Annotated in this window: 15 protein-coding genes and 1 other annotated feature; of the genes, 5 read left to right on the forward strand and 10 right to left on the reverse strand. The window is 50.7% G+C overall.

The window, feature by feature from the left end; all coding sequences use genetic code 11:
* The first annotated feature begins 311 nt into the window (after nucleotides 1-311).
* The 3 genes from B3Z23_RS09315 to B3Z23_RS09325 all read left to right on the forward strand — a co-directional run bounded on the left by B3Z23_RS09315 (nucleotide 312) and on the right by B3Z23_RS09325 (nucleotide 2,902).
* The gene (locus tag B3Z23_RS09315) at nucleotides 312-1,400 is read left to right on the forward strand and encodes an LLM class flavin-dependent oxidoreductase (RefSeq protein ID WP_038020534.1); all 1,089 of its coding nucleotides are present in this window, start codon (nucleotides 312-314) and stop codon (nucleotides 1,398-1,400) included.
* A complete protein-coding gene (locus B3Z23_RS09320) occupies nucleotides 1,400-2,344 on the forward strand; it encodes an ABC transporter substrate-binding protein (RefSeq protein ID WP_294907217.1) in 945 nt (314 codons plus the stop codon). The genes B3Z23_RS09315 and B3Z23_RS09320 overlap by 1 nt, the downstream gene beginning before the upstream one ends.
* A gap of 153 nt (nucleotides 2,345-2,497) precedes the next feature.
* Nucleotides 2,498-2,902: a hypothetical protein gene (locus B3Z23_RS09325; protein ID WP_157665914.1), complete on the forward strand. Its 405-nt coding sequence runs from the start codon at nucleotides 2,498-2,500 to the stop codon at nucleotides 2,900-2,902.
* Between the two features lie 41 nt (nucleotides 2,903-2,943).
* Here B3Z23_RS09325 and ydiJ read toward each other — a convergent pair whose 3' ends face one another.
* Nucleotides 2,944-6,000, reverse strand: a complete 3,057-nt coding sequence (gene ydiJ, locus B3Z23_RS09330) for a D-2-hydroxyglutarate dehydrogenase YdiJ (protein ID WP_294907705.1) — start codon at nucleotides 5,998-6,000, stop codon at nucleotides 2,944-2,946.
* Between the two features lie 187 nt (nucleotides 6,001-6,187).
* On the opposite strand from ydiJ, the gene ydiK reads away from it, so the two are divergent.
* Nucleotides 6,188-7,339, forward strand: coding sequence for an AI-2E family transporter YdiK (ydiK, locus tag B3Z23_RS09335; RefSeq protein ID WP_294907222.1), 1,152 nt, complete (start codon nucleotides 6,188-6,190; stop codon nucleotides 7,337-7,339).
* 350 nt (nucleotides 7,340-7,689) lie between these two features.
* The gene (locus tag B3Z23_RS09340) at nucleotides 7,690-8,736 is read left to right on the forward strand and encodes a 3-deoxy-7-phosphoheptulonate synthase (RefSeq protein WP_294907225.1); all 1,047 of its coding nucleotides are present in this window, start codon (nucleotides 7,690-7,692) and stop codon (nucleotides 8,734-8,736) included.
* A 17-nt stretch (nucleotides 8,737-8,753) separates the two neighbouring features.
* On the opposite strand, the gene B3Z23_RS09345 is transcribed toward B3Z23_RS09340, so the two are convergent.
* The 9 genes from B3Z23_RS09345 to infC all read right to left on the reverse strand — a co-directional run bounded on the left by B3Z23_RS09345 (nucleotide 8,754) and on the right by infC (nucleotide 16,309).
* Nucleotides 8,754-10,193 (reverse strand): protein adenylyltransferase SelO, encoded by a 1,440-nt coding sequence (locus tag B3Z23_RS09345; protein WP_294907227.1) that lies wholly within the window; start codon nucleotides 10,191-10,193, stop codon nucleotides 8,754-8,756.
* Between the two features lie 147 nt (nucleotides 10,194-10,340).
* Nucleotides 10,341-10,802: a C40 family peptidase gene (locus tag B3Z23_RS09350; RefSeq protein WP_294907230.1), complete on the reverse strand. Its 462-nt coding sequence runs from the start codon at nucleotides 10,800-10,802 to the stop codon at nucleotides 10,341-10,343.
* Nucleotides 10,803-11,064: 262 nt separating this feature from the next.
* Nucleotides 11,065-11,364: an integration host factor subunit alpha gene (ihfA, locus tag B3Z23_RS09355; protein WP_038020529.1), complete on the reverse strand. Its 300-nt coding sequence runs from the start codon at nucleotides 11,362-11,364 to the stop codon at nucleotides 11,065-11,067.
* 4 nt (nucleotides 11,365-11,368) lie between these two features.
* A complete protein-coding gene (gene pheT / locus B3Z23_RS09360) occupies nucleotides 11,369-13,756 on the reverse strand; it encodes a phenylalanine--tRNA ligase subunit beta (RefSeq protein ID WP_294907235.1) in 2,388 nt (795 codons plus the stop codon).
* A gap of 14 nt (nucleotides 13,757-13,770) precedes the next feature.
* Nucleotides 13,771-14,754 (reverse strand): phenylalanine--tRNA ligase subunit alpha, encoded by a 984-nt coding sequence (pheS, locus tag B3Z23_RS09365; RefSeq protein ID WP_294907238.1) that lies wholly within the window; start codon nucleotides 14,752-14,754, stop codon nucleotides 13,771-13,773.
* Nucleotides 14,755-14,827: 73 nt separating this feature from the next.
* Nucleotides 14,828-14,953: a sequence feature (Phe leader region), on the reverse strand.
* Nucleotides 14,904-14,948: a pheST operon leader peptide PheM gene (gene pheM / locus B3Z23_RS09370; protein WP_156994596.1), complete on the reverse strand. Its 45-nt coding sequence runs from the start codon at nucleotides 14,946-14,948 to the stop codon at nucleotides 14,904-14,906. (Overlaps the previous feature by 45 nt.)
* Nucleotides 14,954-15,071: 118 nt before the next feature.
* Nucleotides 15,072-15,428 carry a 50S ribosomal protein L20 gene (rplT, locus tag B3Z23_RS09375; protein ID WP_038020526.1) on the reverse strand — a complete coding sequence of 119 codons (357 nt, stop codon included), beginning with the start codon at nucleotides 15,426-15,428 and terminating at the stop codon, nucleotides 15,072-15,074.
* A 42-nt stretch (nucleotides 15,429-15,470) separates the two neighbouring features.
* A complete protein-coding gene (rpmI, locus tag B3Z23_RS09380) occupies nucleotides 15,471-15,668 on the reverse strand; it encodes a 50S ribosomal protein L35 (RefSeq protein WP_011146889.1) in 198 nt (65 codons plus the stop codon).
* A 101-nt stretch (nucleotides 15,669-15,769) separates the two neighbouring features.
* On the reverse strand, nucleotides 15,770-16,309 hold the full coding sequence (gene infC, locus B3Z23_RS09385) for a translation initiation factor IF-3 (protein WP_294907708.1): 540 nt from the start codon (nucleotides 16,307-16,309) through the stop codon (nucleotides 15,770-15,772).
* Nucleotides 16,310-16,311 lie beyond the last annotated feature (2 nt).

Below are 16,311 nucleotides of genomic sequence, written 5' to 3' on the forward strand. Positions count from 1 at the left end.
CGAACTAATCTGTATTACCGCTCTCCCTTCCCTGACTCTCTGTCGGACCTCTCTCTTTCACCTATTTCTGCTGACGGCTTAACATCGATTTCGCAGTGCGAATTTTTGCTCCCGGAGGAACCGCGACTCAAGGATATTTCCGCCTGTTTTAAGGGCAATCCCGTTGGCTATCCGTAAGACTTAAAATCACATTTACGCATATATATTATATTTTAAATGAATTTAATGAATATTAATGACTGCGTTATAGTTTGACTTACTAAGTCCTTAGCCACAGGAATACCTGTCAGAAGAAGATACGTGGAGTGAGTATGAGTGTGGAAATCATTGGCATGGTAACAGCCACGCCATCTACAGAAGTAGATCAACCCATAGACGGTGCGGTAAACCCGGAGTATGTCAGTCGGTTCGCTAAAGCCCATGAAGCCGCGGGATTCGACAAAGTTCTGGTCGGCTATTTTTCAAATGGCGCAGAAGGTGCGGTGGTCAGTTCATTTGTGGCGGCGGCCACTGAGAAACTAGGCATTTTACTGGCCTATCGTCCGGGGGTGATTGCCCCTCCATTAGCTGCCCGTCAGCTAGCAACATTGGACCATTTCAGCCGTGGGCGCTTATCTCTGAATGTGATAACCGGAGGTAGCGATACTGACCAGCAACGTGACGGCGACTTTTTGAACCATGACCAGCGTTATCAAAGGACACGCGAGTACCTTGATATCCTGAAACGAATCTGGACCTCGACGGCTCCTGTCGATTATCACGGTGAATTTTACCGTTTTATCGGCGCACTGACGGACGTTAAACCCTTGCAGCAACCACATATCCCGGTCTATTTCAGTGGGGCCTCTGCCGCTGCCATAGAGGTCGCGGCAGATTATGCTGATACCTATATGTTGTGGGGAGAGCCGGTGGCAGATTTCGCTGCGCATACACGGAAGGTGCGCCTGGCGGCCAGAGCCAGAGGACGTGACCCTCATTTCTCTGTCTCTTTCCGGCCGATCGTCGCAGATACCGAGCAACAGGCCTGGACCCGTGCTTATGAAATTCTCGAACGAATACGAGAAACTCGTCAGCGGCTGGGCCTCCCTGTCAGCGACCATGCACCGGCAAATGCCGGTTCGCAACGATTACTGGCCGCTGCACAGCGCGGAGATGTTCTGGACGAGCGCTTGTGGATGGGGATAGCTCAGCTGACTGGTGCTCAGTGGAACTCTACCGCTTTGGTTGGTACGCCAGAACAGGTAGCAAAAGCTCTGGGTAAATATTATCAGCAAGGCGCCTCCGCCTTTTTACTGCGCGGTTTTGACCCTTTGGAAGACACTATCCGTTACGGTAACGGACTGATTCCTGCATTACGTGAACACCTTTCCGACCTTCCCCCTATTTCGGAGCAGCACTAATGAAACTGAATGTTATATGGCGCAGCCTGTTGTTAGCATCTCTTGCGGCAGTTGCCGCTCAGGCCAGCGCACAGACCACCCTGAATATTGGTGACCAGAATTACTACAATGTAGAAGCCTCTGTTGAAGCGTCCGGCGTACTGAAGGGAGCACCCTATACCGTATCATGGAAACACTTCCAGTCGGCAGCCCCGCTGGCAGAAGCGCTGGATGCCGGGGCGCTGGATATCGGATTTCTGGGTGATTCAGGGTTTACTTTTCTGGCCGCCAAAAATGCCCCGGTACGGTTAATCGGTGTTTCACGTCAGAATCCGGACACCATTGCGCTACTGGTGGCTAAAAATTCACCGGCAAAAAGTATTCGTGACCTCAAAGGAAAAAAAGTGGCGTACTGGCCAGGTGCCTGGAGCCAGCAATTGATCCTGCGGGCACTGGCGCAGGCCGGGTTGCCGGATGACTATGTCAAATTCGTTAAGCTGATGCCGCTGGATGCTTCTTCGGCACTGATTAACGGCAGTATCGATGCTTTTCCGGTCTGGGAACCTTATGTCTCTCAGCAGATTGTATTTTCCGGGGCAAAAACGCTGATTACTGCCCGTGGGCTCATGCCGGGAATTTCTGCGATTGCGGCCAGCAATCAGGCTATCGATAATCACCGGGCGGAAATCAGCGACTTCCTGAAACGGCTGGTTCTGGCCCGTCAATGGGTAGCAACCCACAAAACTGAATACGCGGCTATCTGGGCGAAAAAGGCAAACCTGGATCCCACAGTGTCACTGCACTGGATCAGCAATGCCAATATGACCGTCGGGCCTGTTGACCCTCAGGCCACGCGCGATTTCCAGCAAACCGCCGATTTTTTACATCAGACCGGGACCTTGCCGTCAGCCTTTGATATTCAAAAGGTCACTGACCCTTCCTTTGCGGCAGCATTTACCCAATAGCCTGCCGGCGGTCGGACGGATTAATCACCTGAGCCGCAGCCTGCCACTCAGGAACAGAACGCCCCGGATAAAATGGTTATCCGTGCATTTTATACTTGCAATAGACCCGATAAAGACATGATAATGATTATCATTATTGTTGAAGGGTTTGTTATGATGATCTCATTTTCCGGTTGGATAAATCAGCACCTTGAAGAATATCATCAGACACTCAGAAATATGTGCAGGGAGTTTCACACCAGTAAAGCCGAATTAAAAGCCGCAGACAGTTCACTGGCGGTATTACGCGGGTTTAACGATCTCTGCCTGAGTATGGCTGATAAATGTCAGATGCAAGGTGATGATGCGCGTTATACCTCAATACTGCTGGATCTCCACCAGCAATTAATTCATGAAATGGCCGATGAGCAACGTGAAACACTGTTTCGTTTACAGGCATTGCAACTGGCACGCTATTCACTTAGCAGGCTGAGCCATCTGCTGATGCAGGAAGGGGAATGGGAACAGGTGTGTAGTTTGCAGGAACAGTTCTTTTGTTACTCCGAACAACTGCCATGAGATTTGACAGAGGGACACAGAGGTCCCTCTGAGGTGGCAGTTTATCGCACGATTTCTAACAATGCCTGCAACGGATGACGAACAGCCGCGCCTTCGATCCTCTTTACCTGGCTACGGCAGGAATAGCCGGTGGCCAGACAGCGATTCCGTGCGCGTTTCTCCATATGTGGCTGCCAGGAAAGCTGATAAATCCCCAGCGAGTTCTCCAGGTTTTTAGTTTCATGGCCATAGGTGCCGGCCATACCACAACAACCGGCATTCACGGTTTCCAGCGCGGCACCAAAGCGACTAAAAATTGTTTTCCAGCGAGAGGCCGCCATCGGTAATGCGGTATTTTCGGTACAGTGCGGAAACAGATACCAGACGTCGCCGTTTGGCTGCTGTTCCGCCCTGTCAGCAGTTACCTGCTCAAGCCATTCATGGGCCAGCAACACGTTAAAATTACCGCGTTTATCGCCTAACACCTGTTGGTACTCATCGCGATAACACAGCACCAGTGCCGGATCAGTCCCGACCATTGGAATTCCCAGTGCCGCCACCTGATTAAGGAAATCAGCGCTTTTCTGTGCAGTTTTAGCGAAACGCTGCAGGAACCCTTTAACGTGCTGTGCTTTACCATTTGGAGTAAAAGGCAGCAGCACCGGCTTAAAGCCTAACCGGCTGATCAGACTAATCAGATCATTCACCAGACTAGCTTCGTAGTAACTGGTAAACGGATCCTGTACCACCAGCACATATTCCTGGCGCTGCGCGTCAGTCATCTTGCGTAGATCCTCAGGTGTTGTCTGTAACGCCTGATGGCCTGCCAGTTGCTGTTTCAGGGTTGGCGAGGATAATGCCGGTAAATCCACCATCCCGATGTGTTTTTTGCTGAGAGCCTGCATCTGTGGATGAGTCAGGAAGAAATTAAACAGACGCGGGGCTTTCGCCATCAACGGCGTATAGCTCTCTACCGCCGCAACCAGATGATCGCTGACCGGGCGCAGATAACGGCTGTGATACAACTGCAGGAACCGGGATCGGAAGGACGGCACATCGATTTTAATCGGGCACTGGGTCGAACAGGCTTTACATCCCAGGCAACCGGACATCGCTTCTTTCACTTCATGGGAGAAATCATAGCTGCCTTTGGCAGCCTGGCGGGTATTTTTCAGCTTACTGATAAAGCCCCGCAGACTCAGTACATTTTGTGGCAGAGTCTGCTCCAGCTGTTGAGGGTTAATTCCCTGGTCAGCCAACAACCGCAACCATTCCCGCGTCAGAGTCGCGCGTCCTTTAGGGGAATGAAGACGGTTTCGGGTGATTTTCATCGACGGGCACATCGGACTGTTCACGTCAAAGTTAAAACATAACCCGTTGCCATTACACTCCATCGCCCCGCGCCACTCGTCACGCACTGTTACAGGAATCTGCCGGTCAAAGCTTCCACGGGTTGGACTCTCTATCGGCTTCAGCTGTTCATTGCTGCCCAACGGCGTACAGATCTTACCGGGATTTAACCTGTTTTGCGGATCAAAGGCCCGTTTGATGCGCCGGACTTCATGAAACAGTTCAGGGCCGAAGAAATCTGCCGTGTAAGCGCCGCGGTAACCTTTACCGTGTTCTCCCCATAACAAACCTCCATAGCTCGCCGTCAGGGAAACCACCTGGTCGGAAATGCGTTTCATCAACAGTTCCTGCTGAGGATCACACATATCCAGTGCCGGACGTACATGCAGTACCCCCGCATCCACATGGCCGAACATTCCATAACTCAGTCCATGACCGTCCAGCAGCGCCCGGAAATCGGTAATATAGTCCGCCAGATGCTCCGGGGGCACAGCGGTATCTTCCACAAACGGGATTGGTTTGGCATGCCCTTTGGCATTCCCCAACAGACCCACGGCTTTTTTACGCATCGCATAGATACGCTCCACTTCATCCAGCCGCGTACATAACTGATAGCCAATAATCCCTGACTGCTTTTCAGCCATCAGTTGGTCAAGACGTTCACACAAGTCGCTGACCTGACGGCTGGCGAGTTCAACATCGTTACCGGCAAACTCTACCAGGTTCAGGCCGAGCATCTCTTCGCCGGGTACGTCAGTAATCAGTTCACTCACTGAATGCCAGACAATATCTTCGCGGGCAAGGTTCAGAACCTTCGAATCTACGGTTTCAACCGACAATGCTTTTGCCTGAACCAGGAAAGGAGCATTGCGCAGTGCAGAATCGAAGCTGTCATATTTGATATTTACCAACTGACGGACTTTTGGAATCGGCGTGATATTCAGCCGGGCTTCGGTAATAAAGGCCAGCGTCCCTTCCGAGCCACAGAGTATTCTGGTTAGGTCGAAGGTTTGCAGATCATCACTCAGTACATGCCTCAGGTCATAACCGGTCAGAAACCGGTTAAGCTTAGGAAATTTATCAATAATCAGCTGGCGGTTATCACGGCAGGCACTGAGTACTTCGTGGTAGATATGACCTTCACGGGTCTTTTCTGCGGCAATATTTTCCGCCAGGCTCACCGGCATTGCCCGGGTATCTATCAGCTCCCCACCTTCGAGAACCGCTCTCAGGCCCAGTACATGATCCGAGGTCTTACCATACACTAGTGATCCCTGCCCGGAAGCATCAGTATTAATCATGCCGCCTATGGTGGCACGATTACTGGTGGATAATTCCGGTGAAAAGAAAAAACCGTAAGGCTTTAGCCACTGGTTCAGTTGATCTTTGACCACCCCGGCCTCAACCTTAACCCAGCCTTCTTCGGTATTAATTTCGAGAATATGATTCATATGTCGGGATAAATCGACGATCACCCCCTGGTTCAGGGACTGACCATTAGTGCCGGTACCTCCCCCACGGGCAGTAAAGGTCAGCCCGGCAAACTCCGCCTGGTCAGCAATCCTGCTAACCAGCGTGACATCAGCCACCGAACGCGGAAAAACAATCGCATCAGGAAGACACTGATAAATACTGTTGTCGACAGACATGCTCAAACGTGCGCCGTAATCGGTCGCAATATCACCAGTAAAGCCCTGCTTTGTGAGTGTCTCAATAAATGACAGCACCTGAGGGCTCAGCCCCGGTGCCTGGCTTATTTGTGGGATCATGTATTTAAAACCAGGATGTTGTGTTGTTGTAATAGTTTCAGTCATTGGTTTTACCATATTTTTGCCACAGTCGCTTTTGTTACTGTGTGAAAAAGTTTAGTGACTGCCTCTGTTGTAATGGAGCGAAATACCGCATCATTAGCATGATCCCCGGCGTCGGGTGAATTAATTGAGGTAAAAAGTTGTTATGAGAGCATTGCCGCAGGACAGGGACTTACCGCAAAAGTTATTTACACTGTTGTTTTTTATTCTGATGATTGCTGCCAGCTTTTGGGTAGTTGAACCATTTATACTGGGCTTTGCGTGGGCAGGAATGGTAGTAATAGCCACCTGGGGATTAATGCTGCGCATCCAGAAATACCTGTGGGGCCGACGGTCTCTGGCGGTTCTGGTTATGACACTAATCATCTTACTGGTCTTTATTCTGCCCATTGCACTATTAATAAGCAGCGTTATCGACAACATTGGCCCGGTGATTTCATGGGCAACGTCAGGACATATCGAAATCCCCAAACTGGAGTGGCTGAACCATATTCCTCTGATTGGCGATAAGCTGTCAGAATATTATCAAAAAATGATCGCCGGTGGCGGCGGTGCCATGATGGCTAAAATCCAGCCGTATGTGGGACAAACCACCAGCTTCTTTGTTGCTCAGGCGGGTCATTTCGGTCGGGTTGTGGTCCATCTGGCCATGATGCTGTTATTCAGTGCTCTGCTTTACTGGCGCGGTGAAAGGGTCGGACAAGGCATCCGTCACTTTGCTTACCGTCTGGCAGGCCGGCGTGGTGATGCCGTGGTACTGCTGGCCAGCCAGGCCATCCGTGCTGTGGCACTGGGTGTGGTCGTCACCGCCCTGCTGCAGGGCGTGGTCGGGGGTGTTGGTCTTGCCATCTCCGGAATCCCTTACGCCACCATACTTACCGTCGTGATGATCTTCTGTTGTCTGATCCAGATTGGTCCGTTGCTGGTGTTGGTTCCGGCCATTATCTGGCTTTACTGGAGTGGCGATACGACCTGGGGCACGGTGTTGCTGGTCTGGAGCTGTGTCGTCGGTACCATGGACAGTTTCATCCGGCCGATGCTGATTCGCCTCGGTGCTGATTTACCCATGCTGATTATTCTGTCCGGAGTTATCGGTGGGTTAATCTCTTTCGGCATGATTGGCTTATTTATCGGTCCTGTGGTTCTGGCGGTATCTTACCGGCTGGTATCGGTCTGGATGCATGAAGCTCCTGAGCCACACGATGATCCTCATACGGTGGTGGAAGAACTGATAGAAGATGCCCGTAAAACCGCCGAAGAGGCACGTAACGCCCGTTCACCGTCTGTTTCAGAATAAGCCTTGTCTCTGCCCCTGATCTCCTTCAGGGGCTTGATTATCCCCGTATTGCGTTCCCCCCACTGGTAATGGGATGATTCCTACAGACCGATAATATAAATAACCATATGATAATAATTAACATTTTCACTCCGGTATCCGATTGTGCCGGGTGCTCAAATTGCTGTGTGTAGTCTTTGCCCTCCTCCGGATGGGCATTTTTTTTATCTTCCACTGCGTTTTCTCCCTCCTTCAGTCAATAACCCGTAGCTTTTTGCTTCTTTCAGTTGAAATCATCCACTGTTCGGTTATCTTTTGTCCCATATCTTCCCGGCATTCTGCCGATGAGAAGCACAAATTTTGAGACTGAAATGAATAAAACTGATGAATTACGCACTGCGCCGGTTGCGCAGTTAATCACTCCTGCGGAACTGACTCGCCGCTTTCCATTACCTCCGGTCATCGCCGATAATATTCTGGCCACCCGCCAGCGGATTAGCCGGATCTTACAGGGCAATGACCACCGGTTACTGGTGGTCATTGGCCCTTGTTCACTGCATCATCCACAGGCGGCTACTGATTATGCGGAACGTCTGATGGCCTTGCGTCAGCGTTACAGTGACCAGCTGGAAATCGTGATGCGTGCCTACTTTGAAAAACCGCGTACGGTGACCGGCTGGAAAGGACTGATTAACGATCCTGGCCTCGACGGCAGCTATGATATCAATCAGGGACTGGCCATCGCACGGAAGCTGTTAGTGGATATCAATACCCTTGGCATGCCGACCGCAACCGAGTTCCTTGATATGGTAAACGGCCAGTTTATTGCAGACCTTATCAGTTGGGGCGCAATTGGCGCACGAACGACGGAAAGCCAGATCCATCGTGAAATGGCCTCGGCACTCTCCTGCCCTGTGGGTTTTAAAAATGGGACTGATGGCAATGTAAAGATTGCTATTGATGCTATCCGGGCCGCCCGCGCCAGCCATATGTTTCTTTCGCCGGATAAACAGGGGCAGATGACCATTTACCAGACCAGTGGTAATCCTGACGGACATATTATCCTGCGTGGTGGTAAACAACCTAACTACACCAGTGAGCATATCGCTGCAACCCGCAAGTCACTGGAAGAATTTCAGTTGCCTCCCCGGATAGTGGTTGATTTCAGTCACGGTAACTGCCTTAAACAACACCGCCGTCAGTTGCTGGTCGCTGAAGATATAGCACAACAGTTACGCAACGGAGAAACAGCCATCGCCGGGGTAATGATTGAAAGCTTTATTGAAGAAGGTCAGCAAAGTGTGGTGCAAGGTAAACCACTGGTCTATGGTCAGTCGATCACCGACCCTTGTATCGGCTGGTCAGATACCGAAGCCGTACTAGCGCTGCTGGCAGATGCAGTGACTGCCAGCAGATAGTGCCAAATGCCTGGAAGTCAGCTGGAACAGCTGACTTCCAGCGTTTTCCCCCACTCAGGAGGCCGGTTAAACAGTTCCTGCTGCTGCTCCGGTAACTGATACGGATTTTGCAGCGCCTGATGCAATTCCGCCAGCGCGGTATTTTCTCCCCGTTCTGTTTCCTCTATCACTTGCTGCGCCAGATAATTGCGCAAAATGACGGCCGGATTGACCTGCAACATCGTTTCACGACGATGCTGATCGCTAACCTGATCGCTCGCCAGACGGTGACGGTATTTAGCAAACCAGTGATCAAACGCTGGACGGTTAATAAACTCATCACGCAGCGGTGAAAGTGACTGATGTTGCTCTGTTTCTGACAGCAGGCGGAAAGTACGGGTGTAGTCACTGTGCTCGTTAGCCATCAGCGCCAGCAACTCACTAAGCAGGTCATTATCCTGTGACTGTTGGCTAAACAACCCCAGTTTTCCACGCATCAGGGTACCCCATGTCGACATCAGTACCCCTTCATAGCCTGCCAATGCTTGTTTAAGCTGCTCAATGCTCATCAGTGGGGACAAGGCATGGGCCAGTCGGTTGAGATTCCATAGCGCGACCATAGGCTGATTTTCGAAGCTGTAACGCCCCTGGTAATCGCTATGATTGCAGACAAACTCCGGATTATAGTCATCCATAAAACCGTATGGACCATAATCCAGCGTCAGTCCCAGCAATGACATATTGTCGGTATTCATCACTCCGTGAGCAAAACCAACCGCCTGCCAGTGGGCAATCATCACTGCAGTTCGTTTTACCACATCAGTGAACCATAACAGGTAACGATCAGCATCATTCACCAGTGACGGCCAGTGATGGCGGATGGCATAGTCAGCCAGTGCTATGACATTTTCCGGTTGGTTACGATAGAAAAAATGTTCGAAATGACCAAACCGCAGATGGCTTTCGGCAATCCTGACCAGCATAGCTCCACGTTCGGTCTGTTCCCGATAGACCGGCTCGTCACTGATTGCCAGGCTAAGCGCCCGACTGGTTGGTATCCCCAGCCCCAGCATCGCTTCTGAAGCCAAAAATTCCCTGACCGTTGAGCGTATCACTGCCCGCCCGTCACCGCTCCGGGAATAAGGCGTCAGTCCGGCCCCTTTCAGGTGCCAGTCATACTTTTGACCGTTAGCCAGCTGTTGTTCGCCCAGTAACAACCCACGTCCGTCACCTAATTGCCCGGCCCAAACACCGAACTGATGACCACTGTAAACCTGGGCCAACGGTGACATGCCTTCAGCCAGACCTGCCCCGTAAAATAGCGGATGACCATTACCGGCAAACAATTGTGGATCAAGTTGCAGAGTCTGAGCCAGTGGCTGGTTATGATACAGCAGGCGACCTTGCTGCAGCGGTGTCGGGGTGACTGCACTGTAGAAATCAGGCAGCTCATTGAACCAGGTATTATTAAACCGCATAGTAACTCCGCAGGTCGTCCGGTGAAAAATCAGCATCTGAAGTGCTGTCGGGCGGTCATTTTACCCTGTCAGTGAACAGTATAACAGCAGCCACACTGAGTCCCGCACTCAGCGCTACTTATCCTGGTAAAGTCCTTTACCTGACGACTAAATCCGTCTTGCCTGCCAGAAAACCTTACGCCAGTAAACATTATTCAGTGAAGAACGTATCACTCCCCGGCTGGTCGAGGCATGAATAAACAAGTTGTTGCGATCGTAAATACCCACATGCAGCCCGTCTTCTCCCCAGCCGGTTTTGAAAAATACCAAATCACCGGGCTGCAGGTCTTTCTTACTGATTCGGGTGCCAATCCGGCTTTGCTGGCTGGTGGTGCGGGGAAGTTGGATATCAAAGCGGTTACGGAAGGTCAGTAATACAAACCCCGAACAATCGATGCCCCGGCGGCTAAGCCCGCCAAGACGGTAAGGTGTGCCGTGCCATTCACTCAACTGCGCATTCAGTTGCGCCCTCACACGGACAGGATCAGACAGCCTGGCATCGGGAGAAGGTGCATGGCTACTACAACCTGCCAGTATTAATACCATTATAGCAACAGCAATACGTATCATACCCGGGGCTCCGAATAAGCAATCCAGCGAACACAGGGCTCGTATTCCGGCGTAGTTTGGCCAGCCACGGCGCCTGTCAGTTAACAATCTCCCACTGGGATAGCACTTCGGACCAGTTGGGATAGAAAGTGAAACAAACATCCGGAATTATCCGCGTTATCTGCCGGTAATAGCAATGGTGTGTCACCAATACCGACACACCGCCTTAGCCTGAAAAAAAAGGCCGCAATAGCGGCCTTTTCACATTGCCTCGTAAAAGAAATTAACCTTTCTTCGGAGCGGCGTTTTCTACACGACTTTTCAATTTTTGCCCCGGACGGAAAGTCACAACACGACGGGCCGTAATCGGGATATCTTCCCCGGTTTTCGGATTTCTTCCCGGACGTTGGTTCTTATCACGTAAGTCAAAATTGCCAAAGCCTGACAGTTTAACCTGCTCACCATTCTCTAATGCCCTGCGGACTTCTTCAAAAAACAGTTCAACAAGATCCTTTGCGTCACGCTTGCTCAGACCAAGTTTTTCAAACAGGTACTCTGACATTTCAGCTTTTGTAAGCGCCATAAGTTCAATCCCTCAAGGTTGCCTGGAATCGCTCTTTTAATGCCGCAACACAGTTAGCAACAGTCGCGGCGATTTCGTCTTCTTCGAGTGTCCGGCTGGTATCCTGCAAAATCAGGCTGATTGCAAGGCTCTTATAACCCTCACTCACACCCTTACCGCGGTACACGTCAAACAAGTTTACGCCAACTATCTGATTTACGCCAACTTTCCTGCACTCTGCAATTATATCAGCTGCAGGCACGTTTTCGGCCACCACAACAGCGATATCACGACGGTTTGCCGGGAAGCGCGAAATCTCCTTCGCGACAGGCAGGACGCGGTCTGCAAGGCGATCCCATTCCAGTTCAAACACTACTGTCCGGCCATTCAGAGAGAGCTTACGCTCCAGCTCAGGATGTACGACCCCGATAAAACCAATGTATTGATCCTGCAAATAAATAGCAGCACTTTGCCCGGGATGCAGTGCCGGATGTGCTTCCGCCCGGAATTCAGTCTGTGCCAGTTTACCGGTCAGTTCCAGAACTGACTCCAGATCCCCTTTCAGATCGAAGAAATCAACGGTCGCCCGTTCCTGATCCCAGTGTTCTTCATTTCGTGGCCCGGTAATGACACCCGCCAGCATTGTCTGCTGATGAATACCAAGATCTGCACTATTGTCAGGCACAAAACGTAGTCCGCTTTCAAACAACCGGACACGGTTTTGCTGACGGTTTTGGTTGTAGACAACCGCGCCCAGCAGCCCCGTCAGCAGTGACAGACGCATCGCTGACATTTCACTGGAAATCGGGTTAGGGAGGATAAGAGCTTCCTGTCCCGGATGAACCAGGCCCTGCAGTTTCGGATCGACAAAACTATAAGTAATGGCTTCCTGATAACCTTTGTCTACCAGCATCGCTTTAGCACGTTTCAGTGGCAAACTGGCTTCACGATGAGCTGGCATCACCAGATCCGCTTTAACAGGGACATCCGGAATATTGTTGTAACCATAAACGCGGGCAACTTCTTCGACCAGGTCTTCTTCGATTTCCATATCAAAACGCCAGGCAGGTGCCACTGCGGTCCACTGATCCTGTCCGACAGTGACATCACAACCCAGACGTTGCAGGATATCTGTGACCTGGTTATCAGCAATATGATGACCAATAAGACGGTCCAGTTTATCACGACGCAGGGTGATGGTTGCCGGCACCGGTAACGCATCCTGATGAGTACGATCAATCACCGGACCAGCCTCACCACCACAGATGTCTAACAGTAAACGGGTCGCTCTTTCAATCGCAGTATGTTGCAGTGTCGGATCGACACCACGCTCATAACGGTGGGAAGCATCCGTGTGAAGTCCCTGACGACGGGCACGACCAGTGATAGCCAGTGGATTAAACCAGGCGCTTTCCAGCAGCACATTTTGTGTCTGCTCATTAACCCCTGAGTCTGCCCCACCAAAAATTCCCGCCATCGCCAGGGCTTTTTGTTGGTCTGCAATCACCAGAGTGTCACTGCTCAGTGTGGCTTCACTATCATCCAGCAGGGTCAGCTTTTCACCTTCCGTCGCCTGACGTACCACGATGCCACCCTGCAAACGGTCGAGATCGAAGGCATGCATTGGCTGACCAAGTTCCAGCAAGACATAGTTGGTGATGTCGACGACTGCATCGATAGAACGGATACCACAGCGACGTAATTTTTCAGTCATCCATAACGGCGTGGCCGCTGCAACGTTAATCCCGGTAATCACCCGCCCCAGATAACGCGGGCAGGCATCTGTCGCCTGAATATCAATCGGGAAGCTACGGTCAGTTGTCGCTGCCACCGGTTCAATCACCGGCGGGTTCAACGGTAAACCATTCAGTACCGCCACATCGCGGGCAATTCCGATGATACCTAAGCAGTCGGCACGGTTCGGAGTCACACTGATTTCAATGGTGCTGTCATCCAGTTTCAGGTACTCACGGAAATTGGTCCCCGGAGTGGCATCCGCTGGCAGCTCCATAATACCGTCAGATTCAACATTGATCCCCAGTTCAGAATAAGAACACAACATCCCTTCTGAGGGCTCACCCCGTAATTTTGCCGCTTTGATTTTGAAATCGCCAGGCAGTACCGCACCCACCATCGCTACAGCGACTTTCAGTCCCTGACGGCAGTTTGGTGCACCACAGACGATATCCAGCAGACGATCGCCGCCAACATTAATCTTAGTCACACGTAATTTATCTGCATTAGGGTGCTGGCCACATTCGACCACTTCCCCCACCACTACGCCATGGAAATCCCCGGCTACCGGAGCCACACCATCGACTTCCAGACCCGCCATGGTAATCTGACCAGAGAGTTGCTCACTGCTCAGGGCCGGATTTACCCATTCACGTAACCAAAGTTCACTGAATTTCATTGGATAACCTGCCCTTATTTAAACTGTTTGAGAAAACGCAGATCGTTTTCGAAGAATGCACGTAAATCAGAAACGCCATAACGCAGCATGGTCAGACGTTCCATACCCATACCGAAAGCAAATCCGGAATAAACTTCAGGATCGATACCTACATTACGTAATACATTCGGGTGGACCATCCCGCAGCCTAACACTTCCAGCCACTTGCCGTTTTTACCCATAACATCCACTTCCGCCGAAGGCTCAGTAAACGGGAAATAAGAAGGACGAAAACGGATCTGCAAATCTTCTTCGAAGAAGTTGTTCAGGAAATCGTGCAGCGTGCCTTTCAGATTGGTAAAGCTGATGTTTTTGTCAACCAACAGACCTTCCATCTGGTGGAACATCGGGGTATGCGTCTGGTCGTAATCGTTACGATAAACACGGCCAGGCACGATAATACGAATTGGCGGTGCGCTTTTTTCCATAGTGCGGATTTGCATACCGGAAGTCTGGGTACGCAGCAACCGCTGTGCGTCAAACCAGAAAGTATCGTGGTCAGCACGGGCCGGGTGATGAGCCGGAATGTTCAACGCATCGAAATTGTAATAGGCATCTTCGATTTCAGGACCGGTGACGGTGGTAAAGCCCAGTTCTCCGAAAAAGCTTTCGATACGATCAATCGTGCGGGTGACCGGATGCAGTCCGCCATTCTCAATCCGACGGCCAGGCAGAGAAACATCAATCGTCTCTGCAGACAGTCGTGCATTCAGCGCTTCAGATTCCAGGGTCTGTTTACGGCTGTTTAACAGTTCCTGAACCTGCTGTTTAGCTTCATTGATCACGGCACCGGCCGCTGGACGGTCTTCAGCAGGTAACTCACGGAGTGTCGTCATCTGCAGAGTCAGGTGGCCTTTTTTTCCCAGGTATTCGACGCGTACGGCATCCAGGGTGGCGATATCCGTCGCCTCGTCTATAGCGGCCCTGGCACGGGCAACTAAATCTGCGAGTTGGGACATGTTTTCCTCTTCTTCTCAGTTAGTCTGGTGTTCTGTTCTTGTATGGACCGGAGCCCGTATAGTGGTCGCCAGAAACAACAAAGCCTCCACCAGGGAGGCTTTCAGCGCGATTTTTCGTTTCTTTTCTGCTGCGCAAAAGCCCCCGGGAATCAGGTGCTAAAGTAAAAAAAGAAACGGAAAATAGCAGGGTTCATTCTTGCATTACCTTTGTGTTATCAGAATTAATCACCGGAACGCTATAATAACAGATTGAAGTCAAATAGTTAGCATTTATCAGAGATAATAAAAAAGGGAGCAAGCTCCCTTTTTTATCTGACTTATGCCAGAACTGATTTCGCTTTTTCAACTAAAGCAGCGAAGGCTACTTTGTCGAATACTGCGATGTCAGCCAGAATCTTACGGTCGATTTCAATTGAGGCTTTTTTCAGGCCATTGATGAAACGGCTGTAAGACAGACCATTCTGACGGGCTGCAGCGTTGATACGTGCAATCCACAGCTGGCGGAACTGACGCTTACGTTGACGACGGTCGCGGTATGCGTACTGACCAGCTTTGATAACGGCCTGGAAGGCAACACGATAAACACGTGAACGTGCACCGTAGTAACCTTTAGCTTGTTTTAAGATTTTTTTGTGACGTGCGCGGGCAATGACACCACGTTTTACACGAGCCATAATAGCTCTCCTGTTTTATATTCTGTGAAAAAAAAAGTTAACTTATGCGTACGGCAGGCAGGCAACAACCAGACCCAGATCGCCTTTAGAAACCATGCCTTTCGGGCGCAGGTGACGTTTACGCTTAGTAGACTTTTTAGTCAGAATATGACGCAGGTTAGCGCGTTTACGCTTGAAGCCGCCTGAAGCGGTCTTCTTGAAGCGTTTAGCCGCTCCACGTACAGTTTTAATCTTTGGCATTTTATAAAATATCCACTTCGCATTGTTAATAAAATGAATCAGCAGGCGCATCCTTCCGTCCCGCCGTTACCGGACAGACAGAAGGATGACTTGAAAGCCTACTACTTCTTCTTAGGTGCGAGCACCATGATCATCTGACGGCCTTCAATCCTTGTTGGAAAGGATTCTACAACTGCCAGTTCAGCCAGATCTTCTTTCACGCGGTTAAGCACTTCCATACCGATCTGTTGGTGCGCCATCTCACGTCCACGGAAACGCAGAGTGATTTTGGCTTTATCGCCCTCTTCGAGAAAACGAACCAGGTTGCGTAGTTTGACCTGATAGTCGCCTTCATCTGTACCAGGCCGGAATTTGATTTCCTTAACCTGGACAATTTTTTGCTTCTTCTTCTGTTCCTTAGAAGATTTGCTTTTTTCATAGAGGAATTTGCCGTAATCCATAATTCGGCAAACCGGCGGCTCGGCGTTAGGGCTGATTTCAACTAAATCCACGCCTGCTTCTTCAGATTTTTCTAAAGCTTCACGCAGACTGACAATGCCTAACTGCTCACCGTCAACACCCGTCAGACGTACCTCAGTGGCACGGATTTCGCCGTTAATACGATTCGGACGCGTTGGTTGTACTCGTTTTCCGCCTTTAATAC

Source organism: Tatumella sp. UBA2305, from assembly GCF_002345795.1.
In the GTDB taxonomy this organism is placed as follows: domain Bacteria; phylum Pseudomonadota; class Gammaproteobacteria; order Enterobacterales; family Enterobacteriaceae; genus Tatumella; species Tatumella morbirosei.

Excerpts from the sequence above, each read along its gene's own strand:
- B3Z23_RS09315 (WP_038020534.1), top strand. The coding sequence starts at position 312 with ATGAGTGTGGAAATCATTGGCATGGTAACAGCCACGCCATCTACAGAA.
- B3Z23_RS09320 (WP_294907217.1), top strand. The coding sequence starts at position 1,400 with ATGAAACTGAATGTTATATGGCGCAGCCTGTTGTTAGCATCTCTTGCG.
- B3Z23_RS09325 (WP_157665914.1), top strand. The coding sequence starts at position 2,498 with ATGATGATCTCATTTTCCGGTTGGATAAATCAGCACCTTGAAGAATAT.
- ydiJ (WP_294907705.1), bottom strand. The coding sequence starts at position 6,000 with ATGATCCCACAAATAAGCCAGGCACCGGGGCTGAGCCCTCAGGTGCTG.
- ydiK (WP_294907222.1), top strand. The coding sequence starts at position 6,188 with ATGAGAGCATTGCCGCAGGACAGGGACTTACCGCAAAAGTTATTTACA.
- B3Z23_RS09340 (WP_294907225.1), top strand. The coding sequence starts at position 7,690 with ATGAATAAAACTGATGAATTACGCACTGCGCCGGTTGCGCAGTTAATC.
- B3Z23_RS09345 (WP_294907227.1), bottom strand. The coding sequence starts at position 10,193 with ATGCGGTTTAATAATACCTGGTTCAATGAGCTGCCTGATTTCTACAGT.
- B3Z23_RS09350 (WP_294907230.1), bottom strand. The coding sequence starts at position 10,802 with ATGATACGTATTGCTGTTGCTATAATGGTATTAATACTGGCAGGTTGT.
- ihfA (WP_038020529.1), bottom strand. The coding sequence starts at position 11,364 with ATGGCGCTTACAAAAGCTGAAATGTCAGAGTACCTGTTTGAAAAACTT.
- pheT (WP_294907235.1), bottom strand. The coding sequence starts at position 13,756 with ATGAAATTCAGTGAACTTTGGTTACGTGAATGGGTAAATCCGGCCCTG.
- pheS (WP_294907238.1), bottom strand. The coding sequence starts at position 14,754 with ATGTCCCAACTCGCAGATTTAGTTGCCCGTGCCAGGGCCGCTATAGAC.
- rplT (WP_038020526.1), bottom strand. The coding sequence starts at position 15,428 with ATGGCTCGTGTAAAACGTGGTGTCATTGCCCGCGCACGTCACAAAAAA.
- rpmI (WP_011146889.1), bottom strand. The coding sequence starts at position 15,668 with ATGCCAAAGATTAAAACTGTACGTGGAGCGGCTAAACGCTTCAAGAAG.